Source organism: Alteromonas gracilis (genome assembly GCF_043642145.1).
GTDB lineage: Bacteria > Pseudomonadota > Gammaproteobacteria > Enterobacterales > Alteromonadaceae > Alteromonas > Alteromonas gracilis_B.
Window position 1 is genome coordinate 1 of sequence record NZ_JBHZRZ010000010.1, and the last position, 16,286, is coordinate 16,286.

The window sequence follows — 16,286 nt, forward strand, 5'->3', positions numbered from 1 at the left end:
TATGAATCGTCGTTGTGACACTCTTAACGAGTGCCCACACAGATTGTCTTGTCTAAATTTTTAAAGAACATTCACTAAAAGCCGTTGCTTCTTAGTGACTCACCCTGCTCGAGTGAGGTGCGCATTTTACATCGTTTATTTTCGATGTCAACCATGTTTTTAAACTTTTTATTTACTAGAAAACTTGGTTTCGCACTTGTTGCTAAGTTGACTTTGTTTTTCTCGAAGCCCCCTCAGAACGTGGAGCGCATTATAGATACCTCCTGTAAAAGATCAACACTTAAATTGGATTTTTTTGCTTTTTAGGCCACTTTTGTCGTTAACCGCTCATTTCTGCATCATTTCTTAAGGCTTAATGCATCTTTAGACTAGTTTTTTCACATTTTATTGTTCAATTTGTTACAAATGAGTAAACTATATACAGCCTCCAACACCATAATAAACAATAGAAAGGTAGGTATATGAAAGTAGGCTTTATTCAATGCGCTGTTATTAGCGCTATTTTTGCAATCGCAGGTTACTTGTTATTTTCTTCTGCTAGTTTAAACGTTCATGTTCCGCTGACCGTATCTGCAGCTCTGCTGATAAGCGGTATCGTTACTCCATGGCTAGCGTCTCTTATTCAAAGTTCATCTTCCTCAGATGCTAGAGTACGTTCCGATGAAGGAGCAATCGAAACCCTTTATGTGGGTAATTTGCCATATAGAGCAAACGAAAGTGCTGTTAAGGAATACTTCAGCAGTTTTATTGAAGTGCAGTCTGTTCGTTTGATGAAAGATCGCAAGACCGGAAAACGAAAAGGATACGGCTTTATTGAAGTTGTAACTGACGACCTTAATAGTGTTATTGATAAAACTAACGATTCAATCTTTCAAGAACGAACGCTTAAGGTTCGTCCTGCGAAGGATAAGGTTGAGCACGCCTAGTACGTAAGATAATGCTATGATACAAAAAAGCCCGGTTTGCTAACGCTACCGGGCTTTTTATTTTTAGGCACTATGACTATTCACGTGTCTCTGCTGTTTGAGGCAATCCATCTAGTAAAGTTTGATTGAACGCTCGAAACCTATTTATCGCTGACACAAGGTCTGGAACCTGAACGTCCTTCATTTCATTGATTAAACCTGCGATTAAGGTGTTGTAGTCTTCACTACTTGCTAATTTCTTTTCTGCATTAGCGAATGTATCCATCATTTTTTCTAAATATTGAGATACTGGGCTCACCACGTTGCCAAACTTATCGTTGCCACCCTTGTCTTCGTTGTAGTGCTGAATATTTTCGTATGTCTTCAAGACTTCAGACTGAGTAGTCCTATTTAGCTGAAGAGCATAGCCAACTAACTCTTTGTCATCGAAGCCTAAACTAAGGGCCTCTTCAAAGGCCTTGTCTATATCACCCCTATAAAACGTATCTGCTAAGTCTTGAACTTGTCCAACTAAGTCTGCAATCGACTTAAGCTCATCTTCATCGAGCTCACCGTTCAAAGAAAAGCTGATACCACTGCGCTCAAAGTATTCATAAGATGTTTGCTGTGAATATGCCAGCGTAGTACCGCTTTCTGTTTGCACACCATTATCAGTCTGTTGATCTTGAGTTACCTGAGCTTGATAGGTGATTTGCTGGGTAGCTTGAAATGAGCGTAAGCTTTCGAAGCTGAGACTCACCTCATCGCCATCTTTAGTTCGAATTAACAAACTCCCGCTTTTTTCATCAGATGCCGCTATAGCCTCTAACGATGAAAGCGTTACTGCATTTGGTTGCTGGCGACCAAAAATATCGGTCTCTAGATCGTTGATACCTGTATCGATGAGATCGCGACTTTTCGTTATACCCTGTTCAATTTCCTCATTCATAAATCCTGCAAGATCTTTTTCAGCCATAGCGAAGCCGCGACTTACTCCATCCCTCGCTTGGCTAAACAAACTATTCAGCTTTTCGTCGCTAGCACCGCTATCAGCTGCCCCGCGAATCACGCCACCTACAAATTTAAGTACGTTTCTAGCTACTTTTTCAAAATCGAATAAGCTAGTTGATTTCTCTTCCAGGCTTTTCTCTTTCGTTTCTTGTGGCTTTTGCCCATCTATATCTAACGCTTGGTTTAGGCTACTACTAACCACACGTAAGCCAATACTGGTCTGGCTGCTTGAAACAGATACTGACGCCGCTTGTTGCTTTGAAAATTCAGCAGCTTGCTGTAATCCGTCTTGCTGCAACTGCTTTTTCAACGCTTCGTTTGGGTGTGTAGATGCCCTTTGATCCGCCTTTTGATCGACCTTTTGGTCGCTCATAAACGCTTTAATTTGACCCACGTTCATAATTTGATCCTCACTATCCTCTTTCTTATTATCGGCAACAAATCAGTATTGTTTAATTTTAATACAGCTTTTTTTACTACTACTACTTTGACAATTATTAATGCAGAAGTGCATAGCGTGTGTTGCAGTTATTTTATAAGGGACTACAATTCGCGACCTCAACAAAGAATGGAGAATTTTATGACCGCGACCGAACAACAACGCTATCAAAACCAGTTAGACGAGAAGGTAGATCGTCTCACTGCGTTACTTTCTCCATTCAACGCACCCAAGATTTCAGTTTACTCATCTCAGCCAACACATTACCGAATGCGTGCCGAGTTTAGGGTTTGGCATGAAGGGGATGATTTATTTCACATCATGTTTGATCAGCAAACTAAAGAGAAATATCGCGTAGATAATTTCCCTCCTGCCTGTAAAGCAATTAATGATGCAATGGAGATGTTACTAAAAGAAGTACGACCAAACGAAGCTCTTAGAAAAAAGTTATTCCAAATAGATTATCTTTCAGCGTTATCTGGCGAGCTTGTTATCAGCCTTTTGTATCATCGTCAGTTAGATGAAGAGTGGGAAATTGCTGCAAGAGCATTAAAGGCTATCTTGGAAACCCATTTTCCAAAAGTAAATATCATTGGCCGAGCAAGAAAGCAAAAGCTCATTATTGAGGACGACTTCGTAATAGAGCGCTTACCAGTAAATGGTAGAGAGTTTATATTTAAGCATATCGAAAACAGCTTCACCCAGCCTAACGCCGAAGTAAACTGTAAGATGATTGAATGGGCGTTGGAATGTGTAAAGCCACTTTCTGGTGATTTACTTGAAATGTACTGTGGCGCAGGTAACTTCTCACTGCCGCTAGCGCTTCACTTCGATCATGTGGTAGGTACCGAAATTGCAAAACCTTCTGTGCAGGCTGCGCAATTTAATATTGAGCAAAATCAGCTTAACAACGTAAAGATTGTGCGTTTAGCCGCTGAAGAATTTACCCAAGCCATGAAAGGTGAGCGTACGTTTAGCCGTTTAGAAGGTGTTGACCTTAGCACTTATAATTTCACAACCGTATTGGTTGATCCTCCACGAGCTGGCTTAGATGAAGACTCGCTTAGAATGATTCAAGACTACGACAATATTGTGTACATCTCATGTAATCCTGAAACCTTAGCACAAAACCTTGAACTACTTAGTGAAACTCACGACGTTGCGCAATCTGCGCTGTTCGATCAGTTTCCTTTTACTCACCATATTGAAGCGGGTGTTTTACTTACGCGTAAAAGCTAGAATTTAAGATGGGTCTTTAAGAAACAAGGGCCCTCGCTTATCAACCCTTGTTGTAAATTCTCTGCCGAGGGCTTTGGAAAACCTTGGCAAGACGAATATTTAAAGGTTTATTAGCCCTAGTTTCATTTTGCTTTTTTCTGCGTTGCGCCCATTTGAACAAACCGAAGCTGTGCTTTAACCCTTTCGCCGATTTCGCGACGAAGTTTATCATCGGCTTCAAGCGCTTCGGCTCCAGCACTAAATACAAGCCTTACCATGGCGTCAGCCTGAAGCTGCGCACACGTGTATTCAACACCCTGCTGTTCAATAATGTAATCAGTAAGCTCATCAATAAAATGCTGAATTTCTCTAAATACGGCCAGTCGATATGCAGACGATGTTCCCGTATGTTCACGCAGCAACAATCGGAAAACATTCGTGTTTGCAGCAATGAATTCCATAAAAGTTTCAACTGAGGTATGAATAACACCGCCGCCAGATGCAATGCGCCGTCTAGCCTGGCGCATGAGTTGACGCAATGCTAACCCCGCTTCATCAACCAGCGTCAAACCCAATTCATCCATATCTTTGAAATGTCTGTAAAACGATGTTGGTGCAATACCCGCTTCTCTAGCGACTTCCCGTAGACTGATTGCAGATAGACTACGATTTTCATCAAGCAGAGAGAACGCTGCATTGATTATGTTTTGGCGGGTTTTTAATTTCTGTTCTTGTCGACTCACATTCACACCATTAGTTTATTTGCTTTTAGGCCAGATGACTCTTAGCACTTGGATACATAAGCTTCCACGTTATCTAATTGGCCATTAACGCAATCAAACTTCGTACAGCAAAGAATAGCATGTGTAGTTTATCCCAACATATGCCAGTGGTTAAAGAGAAACAAAATCATCTCTTTTATAAACAAGCATTAAGCAGAAATTTTAATAAATTTCGAGCGATTCAGCTTAGGTTTACTATAATAAAACTTTACACTTGTAAGCAGAACTTATCTGGGTTTTGCTTGCCTGAAGCCTCGTAAAACGATAAATTAGCGAACAGTTGTAAGCCAAGTTGTATAAAATGAAAAAACCTCCTCTTATTCTAACTAATGTGCTGGTATTTATAATATCTGGCGCGATAGCATTTATTGGTGTGCCGCTTTGGGTGGCATATCAAGGCATTGATTGGGCAGAAATCGGTGCGGCAATATTTTTATTTTACTTTACCGGTATGTCTATTACTGCTGGTTATCACCGCTTGTGGTCGCACAAGACATACGATGCCAATGTAGTGGTACGCGTAATTCTTGCGATAGGCGGTGCCATGGCCCTGCAAAATAGTATTTTGCACTGGTCATCGGATCATCGCATTCACCACCGTCACGTTGATGACAACGATAAAGACCCTTACTCAGCAAAGAAAGGTCTTTGGTTTGCGCACATCGGCTGGATGTTGCGCGAATATCAAGCTAAGCGTTATGACGACTACAGCAATTGTAGAGATCTACAAAAAGACAAAGTAGTAATGTGGCAACACAATTACTATTTGCCCATTGTGTTGGCTGCCAACTTTGGTATTACTGGCCTTCTGGGTTACTTGAACGGTGATGTTTTCGGTATGATCTTAATTGCTGGTGTACTTCGCTTAGTATTGGTACACCATGTAACGTTTTTCATTAATTCTTTAGCTCACTTCTGGGGTAGCCAGCCTTATACTGATAAGAACACGGCACGTGATAACGGAATTCTGGCTTTTTTCACCTTTGGTGAGGGTTACCACAACTACCATCATATCTTCGAATATGACTACCGTAATGGTATTCGTTGGTATCAATTTGACCCGACAAAGTGGCTAATAAGAGGGCTTTCATTTGTTGGCCTAACGTCTAATTTACGTCGAGTACCTGAAGAACGCATCGAGAAGGCGCTTGCCGCTATGCAATTGCAACGTGCTAGCGAGAATGTTTCGTTGCTACCAAACGCAGAAGAGATGATGCACACTATTCAAGAAGAGTACGACCTGTTAATGCAGCGCATGAGCGAATACTACGCTACGAAAAAACGTGTAATGCGTATTAAGCAAAAAACGCTTAAACGCAGTTTAGAAGGGCTAGAGCTCGTTTATAAATACAAAGAACTGAAACACGCTTTTGCTGTTCAAAAAGAAAAGTGGACCCATTTACAAAGTTTGTCATTACAAATGGCGTAATTCTGCCGTACTTAATTTATATTAGGATCATAAAAACCACATAAGCCCATGCTTATGTGGTTTTTTTTATTCTATAGTATGAATTACAACTCGGACAACATCGTTAATCTGAGACATTGTGATCTTCAACCATTGGTTTTGCTTACACAGCACATAAACCTCTATTGAAAAGTCGTCTACACGGTTATCAACTGTACCATTGATAAGGTACGGCAGTTACTTTGGTTAATTATACCGTATTTAAAATACTTACAAACGGGAAAGCACGATGGCAACGAAGCAAAAAAACACAACCCCAACTTATCATTACGACGCTATTGTTATCGGTACAGGTCCTGGTGGGGAAGGCGTTGCAATGCAACTTGCCAAGGCAGGTAAAAAAGTGGCAGTTGTGGAACGCTACGAAGCTGTGGGAGGCGGCTGTACCCACTGGGGAACCATTCCATCTAAAGCGCTTCGTCATTCAGTAAGCCGACTCATTGAATACAACTCTTCACCATTATTTGCCGATAATCATCTAAGCAAAAGTCTCACATTTTCAGACATCATGCGCCACGCGAGTGGTGTGGTAAAAAGCCAGACTCGGTTACGTTCATCGTTTTATGACAGAAACCGTGTGACCCTATTTCATGGTGAAGCCAGTTTTAAAGATGCACACACATTAGAAATAACCCGTAAAGATGGCTCAAAAGATACGGTAACAGCAGGGCAAATTGCAATTGCGACAGGATCGCGCCCTTACTGTCCAAAAGACATCGACTTTAACCACCCGCGTATTTATAACTCAGATACGATATTGTCTTTAGATCACGATCCCAAATCTATTATTATCTACGGTGCAGGTGTAATAGGATCTGAATATGCCAGCATTTTCAGGGGGCTGGGCGTTAAAGTTGACCTTGTAAATATGCGCGATCGCTTGCTTTCCTTCCTAGATGACGAAATTTCTGACGCGTTAAGTTATCACCTGTGGAACAACGGAGTGCTTATCCGTCACAACGAAACCTATGCTTCGGTTGAAGCCACCGATGACTCAGTGATTTTAAATTTAGAGTCAGGCAAACGGATGCGTGCCGATTGTATGCTCTTTGCTAATGGCCGCACAGGTAATACAGATACGCTTAAGCTTGAAAACATTGGGCTTAAAGCCGACAGTCGTGGACAGTTGCGTGTTAATGAAAACTATCAAACCGACGTTGAAAACGTATATGCAGTAGGTGATGTCATTGGTTATCCAAGCCTAGCATCTGCGGCATACAATCAGGGTCGCTTCGCAGCAGAAGCCATGCTTGGTATAAAAACACACTCGGCCTTAGTGGAAGATATTCCGTCTGGCATTTATACCATTCCTAAAATTAGCTCGGTAGGTAAGACTGAGCAAGAGCTTACCGCCGCTAAAGTGCCCTACGAAGTTGGCAGAGCCCAATTTAAGCATTTGGCTAGAGCGCAAATTGCGTCAACTCAAACAGGTAGTCTTAAGATTCTGTTTCATCGGGAAACGAAAGAAATTTTGGGGATCCATTGCTTTGGAGAACGTGCGTCTGAAATTGTTCATATCGGCCAAGCAATTATGCAGCAGAAGGGTGAAGGTAATACCATCGATTACTTCGTTAATACCACGTTTAACTATCCAACAATGGCTGAAGCTTACCGGGTAGCGGCAATTAATGGGTTGAACAGAATTTTCTAACAGAAATAAAAAAGCCGGCGAAATTGTCGCCGGCTCTTATACGTTAACTATAAATTAGTTACGGTTCGCAGCAAGCGCATTTAGCGAATCTTTATGTGCTACGATATCAATGTGCATTTTTTCTTGATCGAAAGTCATAGTTGCAATCGCGTAGTCACCCTGACTTTCGCTTGCTATGTCGATCAACTTTGCTTGTGCATCACGGAAACGAATGTTATTGCCGATTTTGTCAGACATACATTGGTTATTCATTTCGAATGTTTTCGCATCCATGCAATCGAAAAGCTGGTTACTACCAGATTCCGCATGCGCAATACCAAAGGCAGCTGTTAGAGCTAAGGTTAGTACTACTTTACGCATGTTTCTTCTCCTGTGTTACAGTCTTTTGCTGTCACTAATAAACATACTGTATATACATGAGATAGTCAAACTAAGAACATAGTTTTATGACAAAAGTATTACAAAACGAAATATTTGGAGAAAAAATTTGGAAGGGCACGAAAAATTAGTGATCAGAGCGAAGAATTGCACGCTATGTGCCCCTCACCTTCCTCACAAGCCCAACCCTATTTTAAACACCGCCCCATCAACTAAAATACTCATTATCGGGCAGGCCCCCGGATTGAAAGCCCATGAGTGCGGCGTCGCTTTTGATGATCCCAGCGGGGATCGTTTACGCAATTGGTTGTCTGTGTCTAGAGAAACATTTTACAACCCTAGCTTAATTTCTGTGTTACCTATGGGCTTTTGTTTTCCAGGTTATAAAAACGGAGCCGATGCGCCACCTAGAAAAGAATGTGCGCCTGCATGGCATAACGAATTTCTTTTCTACTTAAAACCTAAGTTAACACTTTATGTAGGACGTTACTCGCAACAGTATTATCTCCCACAGTACAAAACCTTAACTGAGGCTGTGCGCACTCCTACCGATACACAATTTGTACTGCCCCACCCGTCTGGCAGAAACAATAGATGGATTGCTAAGAACCCTTGGTTCGAGCTAACGATTATCCCTCAATTACAGCAAGCAATTAAGTCTGCTTTACTCAGCTAGTCTTGTTCCTCTAAAAACTGCAAAAGCGCGTCAAAGGGCATCGGTTTAGCATATAAATAACCTTGGGCCTCGTCACATCCTAATTTAATCATGTAACTTGCCTGCTCTCTTTTTTCTACGCCTTCCGCTATGGTCAATAGGCCCAGTTTATTGCCTAATGTAACAACCGTCTCTGCTAGAACCGCACTGGCTCCAGGTTTTATGTCTTTCACAAACGAGCGATCTACCTTTAATCGATCTAAGGGAAGCTGCTGGAGATAGCTCATTGACGAAAAGCCAGTACCAAAATCATCAATGGCAATTTGAACACCAAATTCTTTTAACGAGCGCAACGCGTCAATGACGATTTGAGGCTCATCCATCACCACGCTTTCCGTTATTTCCAATTCTAACAAGTTAGGATCGCAGTTACCGTTTGAAAGGGCATGCTTCACTTTATCTACAAATAACCTGTCACGAAATTGAGGTATGGAAATATTCACGGCTACCCGTAAATGACCATAGCCTTTTTCTTTCAATTCTTGTAAACGACGGCAAGACTCTTCTAATACCCACTCACCGATATCAACAATTAGCCCAGAATACTCTGCCAATGGCACAAACACTGCTGGCGAGATGTAACCACCCTCGCCGTCTGGCCAACGAAGTAGCCCTTCCATACCGACGACTTTTTCACTTAATAAATCAACTTGAGGTTGAAACCAAAGCTCCAACTTTCTTGACGCAAAGTCGCTGCGTAGCCGACGTATCATGTCAAGACGCCACGTTGTCTGATCTTCAATGTCTTTTGCGTAATATTCGAAATTATCGGTGAGGTTCTTCTTGGCACGATTCAATGCGATATTGGTTCGTTTTAAAATCTCAATACCAATATTGCGCTTGTTATCTAATTTACAAAGGCCAAGGGTAATATTTAGAGGAAGTGTATGATCGCCAACTTGAAATGACGATTGAAAAATATCGTTGATTGCTTCGGGACAAACAAATTCATCTGGCCCAATTAAGCCAAATACATCGGCACCAATACGCCCTTTTTTAACAACGGCATCAAAAGATGTTTTAAAACGATCGCTAATCGCTTTTAACAACTCGTTTCCTATGTCTTGACCTAGTCCGTCATTGATATCCGAAAAGTGATTCACATCGATAAGCGCCACATTGTAATTGTCTCCAGCGAACAAATGGGGCTTATCTAACATGTTAATAAATTCGTTGCGGTTCGGCAGGCGGGTGAGCCAATCCCTAAACGCGGCGTTTCTCAGTTCATGGAACAGATTAACGTTTTCGTATCCCACAGATATGCTTGAAAGAAAAACTTCAAGCAGGTGTTTGTCTAGCTCACCAATTTCATGGGTTTGCCTAATAAAAACAGCAGCTTCAAAACCTGCGCGGCTAATGTAAAGTACAGAACAGCTCGGTTCGAAAATATGTGTTTTAAGACGTAAACAGCGATTGATATTTTCTTCAATTTCTAAATTATTCAGAGTAGTTACGGGCTTGTTAAAGTATTTTGCATACTCGCCAGCAGCTCCCAGTACATATACTTCTTTGTCTTCTTGATCTAATAACGAACCCGCTCTGGCACACAACAAGCCTTCTGAATCGAGACCAATCAGCGAACTAATTTGCGTTACCACCCCTTCGCAAAACTCTTTTACTGAGTGTTCTTCAAACAGATTAGATGAGGACGCAATGATCTTCTCAAGCCCTGCACGGCTTTGGCTAATAGTAATGATTTGTTGATAAGAGCGAAGTGAGGAAATGATGGTAGTGAGTAATTTAGCGCGAGTAAGCTCAGTTTTCGTTTTGTAGTCATTGATATCGTAAACTTTTATGACTTGCTCTTCGGGTGCATATCCCGGCTGGCCTGTACGTAAGATGATTCGCGGCTCTAATAATTTCATGTCTTCGCGAATGTATTTTACGACATCAAACCCTGCGTCATCCGTCTCCATAACAACATCTAGTAATATAATAGCGATACTATTACCGTGTTCATGAAGCTTTTCTTTGGCTTGTTTCGCAGAGTACGCATGAATGAAGTTTAGCTTGCGATCATTTACGACAAGATCAGACAGCGCGAGACGCGTTACGGTGTGAATTTCTTCGTCATCATCAACAATAAGAATGTTCCAGTCTTTGCCTAACGAGACTTGTTCTTCAACCGAGCCATCATCTTCTAAAAATATTAACTCGTCGTTATCATAATCCATTGCCGACATTACCGCTTATTTCCTCGATACATACAAAACAAGAATGTGCTACTCAATGCACAAGAGCAACGATGACATTGATAAATAGACGACGCAATGCAATAGTGCTCTCATGTTACATGCCATTTTACATTCGATCATTTAAGCATTTATGAAGATTACATCCCAGCACTTTTCTCCTGAGGTTAAAAAATCGCAGGAAACGGGAGAAAACACTACCAAGTCGGCAGCCATCCCGGTGGCAGCGGATAAGGTGACTGATACGGTAAAAACCGATGCGAGTCGCCAACGCATGCTTTCGTGGTTCGCAAGAGTGGGCATTAGCCCCTCTATGATGTCTCCTGATCCTAAAAAGCAAAAGCATGCGCTAGAACGAAGAAAACAAATTTTAGAAACCCAAAAAGCGAGCAACCTTCAAGCTGTATTAAATATAGCATTAAATGTAACAATCAACGAACAAACTAGCGATAATCTTGATCCCGACTGGTTTTTTGCTTTCAGCACAATGGCTGAAGAGATTTACAGCCCTCCGATGCAGGAGTTATGGGGAAAAATTTTTGCTGTTGAAGTTGCACGCCCCGGCAGTTTCTCTTTGCGCACCCTACAATTGCTTAAGACGCTTACACACCGTGATGCTCAAGTATTTAATAAAGCCGTAAATGTAGCAAGCCGAAGAAGTAACGATGCGGTTCCACGCATTCTTGTAGGTTACCACAAACGCAAAGGTCTACTTTCGCTTCTTAAACGACCTGTACCTGAACAAATTAATTTGGCGACGGTCGGGTTAAGCTACCCCGATTTGTTATCTTTACAAGAGATGAAGTTGATCTACGCTAGTGAAATTGAAAGTGGAGAGTATGATGAAGGTCAACAAGTGACGTGGCGTTGTGTTAATGAAAACATGACATTAACGTGCAAAACGTCAGGCGTTGCTTTGGTTTATTATAAATTTACTTCAGTAGGAAGTGAGCTTTATAAGTTAGTTACCAAATCGCCCAATGAAGCGTACCAACAGGCCATTAAAACGGTATTGGGCGAGGTATTTAACGTCAGTTAAATACCGTCACCAAACTCGTGCAAACCGCATTCTCGTTTCAGTCCGAAGAAGCGTGTGTCTTGCTCACTCATTCCCTCTTGTAGCGATTGCGTGGTATGCCAATCGCCAATTGAAACATATCCTTGCTCCCACAACGGGTGATAAGACAAGTCGTTTTCTTTAAGGTAGTAATGTAAGTCTTTATTGCTCCAATCAATGATTGGGTAAAGCTTGAACTGCTGCCCTACTTTCTGAAGTACTGGCAGCTTTCCTCTTGTATCCGATTGGCTTCTACGTAGACCGGCAAACCACGTACCTACATCAAGCTCACTCAGGGCTCGTTGCATCGGCTCAACTTTGTTCATCTTGTTGTATTTTTCAATACCTTCAATGCCTTGTTCCCAAAGTCTGCCGAACCTAGCTTCTTGCCATGCAGATGACAAACCCGCACTGTAAACATGCAGGTTCAGCTTAAGCTTTTCTACAAGTTCATCGATGAACTTGTAGGTTTCTGGAAACAGATAACCCGTATCAGTAAGCACAACAGGAATATCTGGTTGTGCTTGGGTAAGCATATGCAGCATAACCGCCGACTGAGCTCCGAAGCTCGAAGACACAATGTGAGTATCAGGCAAGTTTTCCAACGCCCAAGCAACTCGCTCTTGCGCTGTCATTTTCTCCAACGTTTCATTAATATCAGCAAGGGCTTCCTTGCTGATATCAAGCGTAAGTGGCTGCTGCTTTATCGCTGTATTATTCGTCATAGAAATCCCGTGCGGAGTCTACTACTGGTTTTACAACACCAGCGCGAACAACGTAATCACCGAATGCTTCACCCGCTTCACGCTCTTTGGCCCATTGACCAAGTAGCGTGTCCAGTTCAGCCATGATTTCTTGTTCACTAATGTTTTCTCGATACATACGTGGAATACGCGTACCTTCTCGGTTACCACCCAAGTGCAGGTTGTATTTACCTGGGCCCTTACCTACCAAACCAACTTCAGACAACATAGCGCGCCCACAACCGTTCGGGCAGCCAGTAACACGGAAAATAACGCTGTCTTCTTCTAAACCGTGTTTTGCAAGCAAGCCTTCTAACTCGGTAACGGCATCTGGCAAATAACGCTCTGCTTCAGCCATAGCTAGTGGACAGGTTGGCAATGCAACACAGGCCATTGAATCTAGTCGCTGGTTAGATATTGATGGGGCAATAAGTCCGTGTTCACGGGCTAGCGCCTCAATTTTGTCTTTGTCTTTCGGCGTAACACCAGCAATGATTAAGTTCTGGTTTGCCGTTAGACGGAAATCACCTTTATGGATTTTGGCGATTTCTGCACAGCCCGTTTTCAATGTTTTACCTGGGTAATCTAAAATACGGCCGTTTTCAATGAACACCGTCAGGTGGTACTTCCCGTCAATGCCTTCAACCCAGCCAAAGCGATCGCCACGGCCCGTGAATTCATAAGGTCGGCTGTCTTCAAACGTGACGCCTGCGCGCTTTTCAACTTCAGCTTTGAAGTTATCTACCCCAACACGCTCTAGTGTGTATTTGGTTTTCGCGTTCTTACGATTAACACGGTTTCCCCAGTCACGCTGAGTTGTTACAACCGCAGCGGCCACGTCTAACGTGTTTTCTAACGGAATAAACCCGAAATCAGACGCCTTGCGCGGATATGTGCTCTTGTCGCCATGAGTCATAGCAAGACCACCGCCAACAAGCACGTTAAAACCAACTAGTTGCCCATTTTCTGCAATGGCAACAAAGTTAAGGTCGTTCGCGTGAACGTCCACATCGTTTTGCGGAGGAATAACAACCGTAGTTTTAAACTTACGCGGTAAATAGTTATCACCCAAAATTGGTTCAACTGGCTTTTCAGTTGTTTCAACTTTCTCGCCATCTAACCAAATCTCAGCATACGCGCGAGTTTTAGGGAGTAAGTGTTCACTTATCTTCTTCGCCCATTCATACGCTTGAAGATGAAGCTCAGACTCGACAGGGTTAGATGTACATAGTACGTTTCGGTTTACGTCGCCTGCCGTTGCTATAGAGTCGATGCCTGCCTTGTTTAGCATTTGGTGCATTGACTTAATTTTAGGCTTTAACACACCGTGAAACTGGAAAGTTTGACGGGTAGTTAAACGAATGCTGCCGTAAATACTGTGGTCGGCTGCAAATTTATCGATAGCAAGCCATTGGTCGGGCGTGATAACTCCACCTGGTAAACGGGCGCGCAGCATTACATTGTGAAGCGGCTCAAGTTTCTGCTTTGCACGTTCAGCGCGTATATCACGGTCGTCTTGTTGATACATACCGTGAAAACGAATGAGCTGGAAGTTGTCAGCCGTAAAACCACCGGTTAAATCATCTTTAAGATCGGTAGTGATAGTGCCACGCAAATTATTACTTTCACGCTTTAAGCGCTCGTTGTCAGCCAGTTTGCCCTCAACGATAAATGGTGATTTTCCGTTACTCATTAATAGACATCCTTCTGATAACGTTTCGCTTTTCGTAACTCTACAACATAGGCTTTTGCATCGGCTTCAGATTTACCGCCGTGCTCTTGCACAATACTAATTAAGGCGTTTTCTACATCTTTCGCCATGTGCATTGCATCGCCACACACATAGAAGTGTGCGCCTTGCTCTAGCCATTCGTACACTTCTTTACCGTTTTCTAGTAAACGATGCTGAACATATACTTTTTCTTCTTGGTCACGAGAGAATGCCAGCGTAATTTTGTCTAGCAGACCTTCTTTTACGTAACTTTGCCATTCCACCTGATACAGAAAGTCTTGCGTGAAATGTGGGTTGCCAAAGAACAACCAGTTTTTACCTTCAGCACCTTGTACGTCACGCTCTTGCATAAACGATCTAAACGGTGCAATACCAGTGCCTGGACCTACCATGATTACTGGTGTATTCGGGTCAGTCGGCAAACGGAAGTTGTCGTTGTTTTCAACAAACACTTCTACATCGCCGTTTTCTTCCAAGTATTCACACAAGAAGCCCGACGCCCCGCCTTGATGACGATGACCAAAGGCTTCGTAGTCAACGTGAGCTACCGTTAAATGAACTTCTTCTTCCACTTCAGCTTGGCTAGACGCTATCGAGTACAGACGAGGCGTTAGCGGGCGCAGTGCATCGACCAACTGTTGTTCACTTAGTTTACCTGGATGGTCGCGCACAATATCAATGATCTGACGCTCTGCCATGTAGGTACGAAGCTGTGCTTTGTCTTCCATTAATGCCGCCAACGACTCAGAGCCTGTTGCCGCTTGATATGACTTAATGAAATTAGGGTAGCTTAAGGTCAATTCAAGTTTTGAAGTAAGTGCTTCGGTGAGTGACATGTTCGCGTCAGCCACAGATACTTCTGCATTCCCATCTACTGACAAAATGCTAATAAGCTCTGACACTAGAGATGCTGAGTTTTTGAACCATACGCCAAGCGCATCACCAGGCTTATAGGTAATACCACTGTCTTCAAGGCTTATTTCAATATGGCGAATGTCTTTTACTGAGTCACGGCCTGTAATTTTCTGCGCATCAATCAACGTTGCCTTAAATGGTGCTTTTTTGGTGTACGTCTGCGCTGCTACACCTTGCACCGCTGCGCCAGTTTGCGCCGCTACTGCTGTTTGCGGTGCAGCACTAAAATCTTCTTTTAGCGATTCGATTAGCTTACTTAACCATGCCTCGGCTTCAGCTTCGTAATCAACGTCACAATCTAGGCGCTCAACAATGGCTTTACCGCCTAATTTATTCAGGCGTTCATCAAAATCTTTCCCCGTTTGGCAAAAGAACTCGTAGCTACTGTCACCTAACCCAAGTACAGCGTATTTAGTATTAGCTAGCTTTGGCGCTTTTTTACCTGCTAAGAACTCGTGAAGTTCAATCGCATCGTCTGGCGCGTCGCCTTCACCATGGGTACTTACAAATACCGCAACGTGAGTTTCAGCTTTCAAGTTACGAGGCTTGTAATCTGCCATGCTAACTAACTTGCTGTTAAAGCCTGCTTCTTCCGCTTTAGCTTGACACTGCGCAGCTACGCCTTTTGCATTACCCGTTTGTGAGCCGTACAAAATAGTTAGCGTTGGCGCATCGCCCAATACTGCCGGCGCGTTCTGTAGCGAAGGTGCAACCGAACCGCCTTGTGCTGCTGCCATGCCCGCAGCATAACCACTTACCCATGTAAGTTGATCACGATTTAAGCCTGAAATGGCTTGCGTAATTGCATTCCATTGCTGTTCGTTTAATACCGCGCCTGGCGCTGAGTTCAAATTAGAATCTTGTGACATAGTCTTTTAGCCTTTTATCAATGGCGCTAAGGCTAACGACTTTCTTCAAGAAGAGAAAAGAATAAATGAAACTTTTTTATTACTGAAAGTGCTAATGACTAAGTGCATAAGTAATAACACTTACAAAATTTTATAAATAACTTCATTTTTGAAAATAAAAAAGGCGTGCGCTACAACAGCAGCCACGCCTTTCAAAACCTGCATTTAAGGT

The 16,286-nt window shown here is 42.7% G+C and carries 13 protein-coding genes; 6 read left to right on the top strand and 7 right to left on the bottom strand.

Annotated elements, in window-relative coordinates; genetic code table 11:
* Positions 1 to 461 precede the first annotated feature (461 nt).
* A complete protein-coding gene (locus ACHUFN_RS16260) occupies positions 462 to 926 on the top strand; it encodes an RNA recognition motif domain-containing protein (RefSeq protein ID WP_394223525.1) in 465 nt (154 codons plus the stop codon).
* Positions 927 to 1,002: 76 nt separating this feature from the next.
* On the opposite strand, the gene ACHUFN_RS16265 is transcribed toward ACHUFN_RS16260, so the two are convergent.
* Positions 1,003 to 2,316: a DUF5610 domain-containing protein gene (locus ACHUFN_RS16265; RefSeq protein WP_394223527.1), complete on the bottom strand. Its 1,314-nt coding sequence runs from the start codon at positions 2,314 to 2,316 to the stop codon at positions 1,003 to 1,005.
* Positions 2,317 to 2,496: 180 nt separating this feature from the next.
* On the opposite strand from ACHUFN_RS16265, the gene trmA reads away from it, so the two are divergent.
* Complete coding sequence (gene trmA / locus ACHUFN_RS16270; protein ID WP_394223529.1) at positions 2,497 to 3,594, top strand: tRNA (uridine(54)-C5)-methyltransferase TrmA; 1,098 nt, start codon at positions 2,497 to 2,499, stop codon at positions 3,592 to 3,594.
* Positions 3,595 to 3,716: 122 nt separating this feature from the next.
* On the opposite strand, the gene fabR is transcribed toward trmA, so the two are convergent.
* On the bottom strand, positions 3,717 to 4,316 hold the full coding sequence (gene fabR / locus ACHUFN_RS16275; protein ID WP_394223531.1) for an HTH-type transcriptional repressor FabR: 600 nt from the start codon (positions 4,314 to 4,316) through the stop codon (positions 3,717 to 3,719).
* Between the two features lie 340 nt (positions 4,317 to 4,656).
* Between fabR and ACHUFN_RS16280 the strand changes: the two genes are divergently transcribed.
* Both ACHUFN_RS16280 and sthA read left to right on the top strand, forming a co-directional pair.
* Positions 4,657 to 5,784 (top strand): acyl-CoA desaturase, encoded by a 1,128-nt coding sequence (locus ACHUFN_RS16280; protein WP_394223533.1) that lies wholly within the window; start codon positions 4,657 to 4,659, stop codon positions 5,782 to 5,784.
* 268 nt (positions 5,785 to 6,052) lie between these two features.
* Positions 6,053 to 7,474 carry a Si-specific NAD(P)(+) transhydrogenase gene (sthA, locus tag ACHUFN_RS16285; RefSeq protein WP_394223535.1) on the top strand — a complete coding sequence of 474 codons (1,422 nt, stop codon included), beginning with the start codon at positions 6,053 to 6,055 and terminating at the stop codon, positions 7,472 to 7,474.
* A gap of 54 nt (positions 7,475 to 7,528) precedes the next feature.
* Here the strand turns inward: sthA and ACHUFN_RS16290 are convergent, their stop codons facing one another.
* Positions 7,529 to 7,834 carry a pyridine nucleotide transhydrogenase gene (locus tag ACHUFN_RS16290; RefSeq protein ID WP_394223537.1) on the bottom strand — a complete coding sequence of 102 codons (306 nt, stop codon included), beginning with the start codon at positions 7,832 to 7,834 and terminating at the stop codon, positions 7,529 to 7,531.
* 127 nt (positions 7,835 to 7,961) lie between these two features.
* Here ACHUFN_RS16290 and ACHUFN_RS16295 point away from each other — a divergent pair, with 127 nt between their 5' ends.
* On the top strand, positions 7,962 to 8,528 hold the full coding sequence (locus ACHUFN_RS16295) for a uracil-DNA glycosylase family protein (protein WP_394223539.1): 567 nt from the start codon (positions 7,962 to 7,964) through the stop codon (positions 8,526 to 8,528).
* Here ACHUFN_RS16295 and ACHUFN_RS16300 read toward each other — a convergent pair.
* Positions 8,525 to 10,750: a bifunctional diguanylate cyclase/phosphodiesterase gene (locus tag ACHUFN_RS16300; protein WP_394223541.1), complete on the bottom strand. Its 2,226-nt coding sequence runs from the start codon at positions 10,748 to 10,750 to the stop codon at positions 8,525 to 8,527. The two genes, ACHUFN_RS16295 and ACHUFN_RS16300, sit on opposite strands and share 4 nt — an antisense overlap.
* 142 nt (positions 10,751 to 10,892) lie before the next feature.
* Here ACHUFN_RS16300 and ACHUFN_RS16305 point away from each other — a divergent pair, with 142 nt between their 5' ends.
* On the top strand, positions 10,893 to 11,798 hold the full coding sequence (locus ACHUFN_RS16305) for a TIGR03899 family protein (protein ID WP_394223543.1): 906 nt from the start codon (positions 10,893 to 10,895) through the stop codon (positions 11,796 to 11,798).
* Here the strand turns inward: ACHUFN_RS16305 and ACHUFN_RS16310 are convergent.
* Genes ACHUFN_RS16310 through ACHUFN_RS16320 form a run of 3 tightly spaced genes read right to left on the bottom strand, consistent with a single transcriptional unit; the run spans position 11,795 to position 16,075 of the window.
* On the bottom strand, positions 11,795 to 12,541 hold the full coding sequence (locus ACHUFN_RS16310; protein WP_394223544.1) for a phosphoadenylyl-sulfate reductase: 747 nt from the start codon (positions 12,539 to 12,541) through the stop codon (positions 11,795 to 11,797). The two genes, ACHUFN_RS16305 and ACHUFN_RS16310, sit on opposite strands and share 4 nt — an antisense overlap.
* On the bottom strand, positions 12,531 to 14,252 hold the full coding sequence (gene cysI, locus ACHUFN_RS16315; RefSeq protein ID WP_394223546.1) for an assimilatory sulfite reductase (NADPH) hemoprotein subunit: 1,722 nt from the start codon (positions 14,250 to 14,252) through the stop codon (positions 12,531 to 12,533). Before cysI ends, ACHUFN_RS16310 begins: the two co-directional genes overlap by 11 nt.
* Positions 14,252 to 16,075 carry an assimilatory sulfite reductase (NADPH) flavoprotein subunit gene (locus ACHUFN_RS16320; RefSeq protein ID WP_394223548.1) on the bottom strand — a complete coding sequence of 608 codons (1,824 nt, stop codon included), beginning with the start codon at positions 16,073 to 16,075 and terminating at the stop codon, positions 14,252 to 14,254. Before ACHUFN_RS16320 ends, cysI begins: the two co-directional genes overlap by 1 nt.
* Between the last annotated feature and the right edge of the window lie 211 nt (positions 16,076 to 16,286).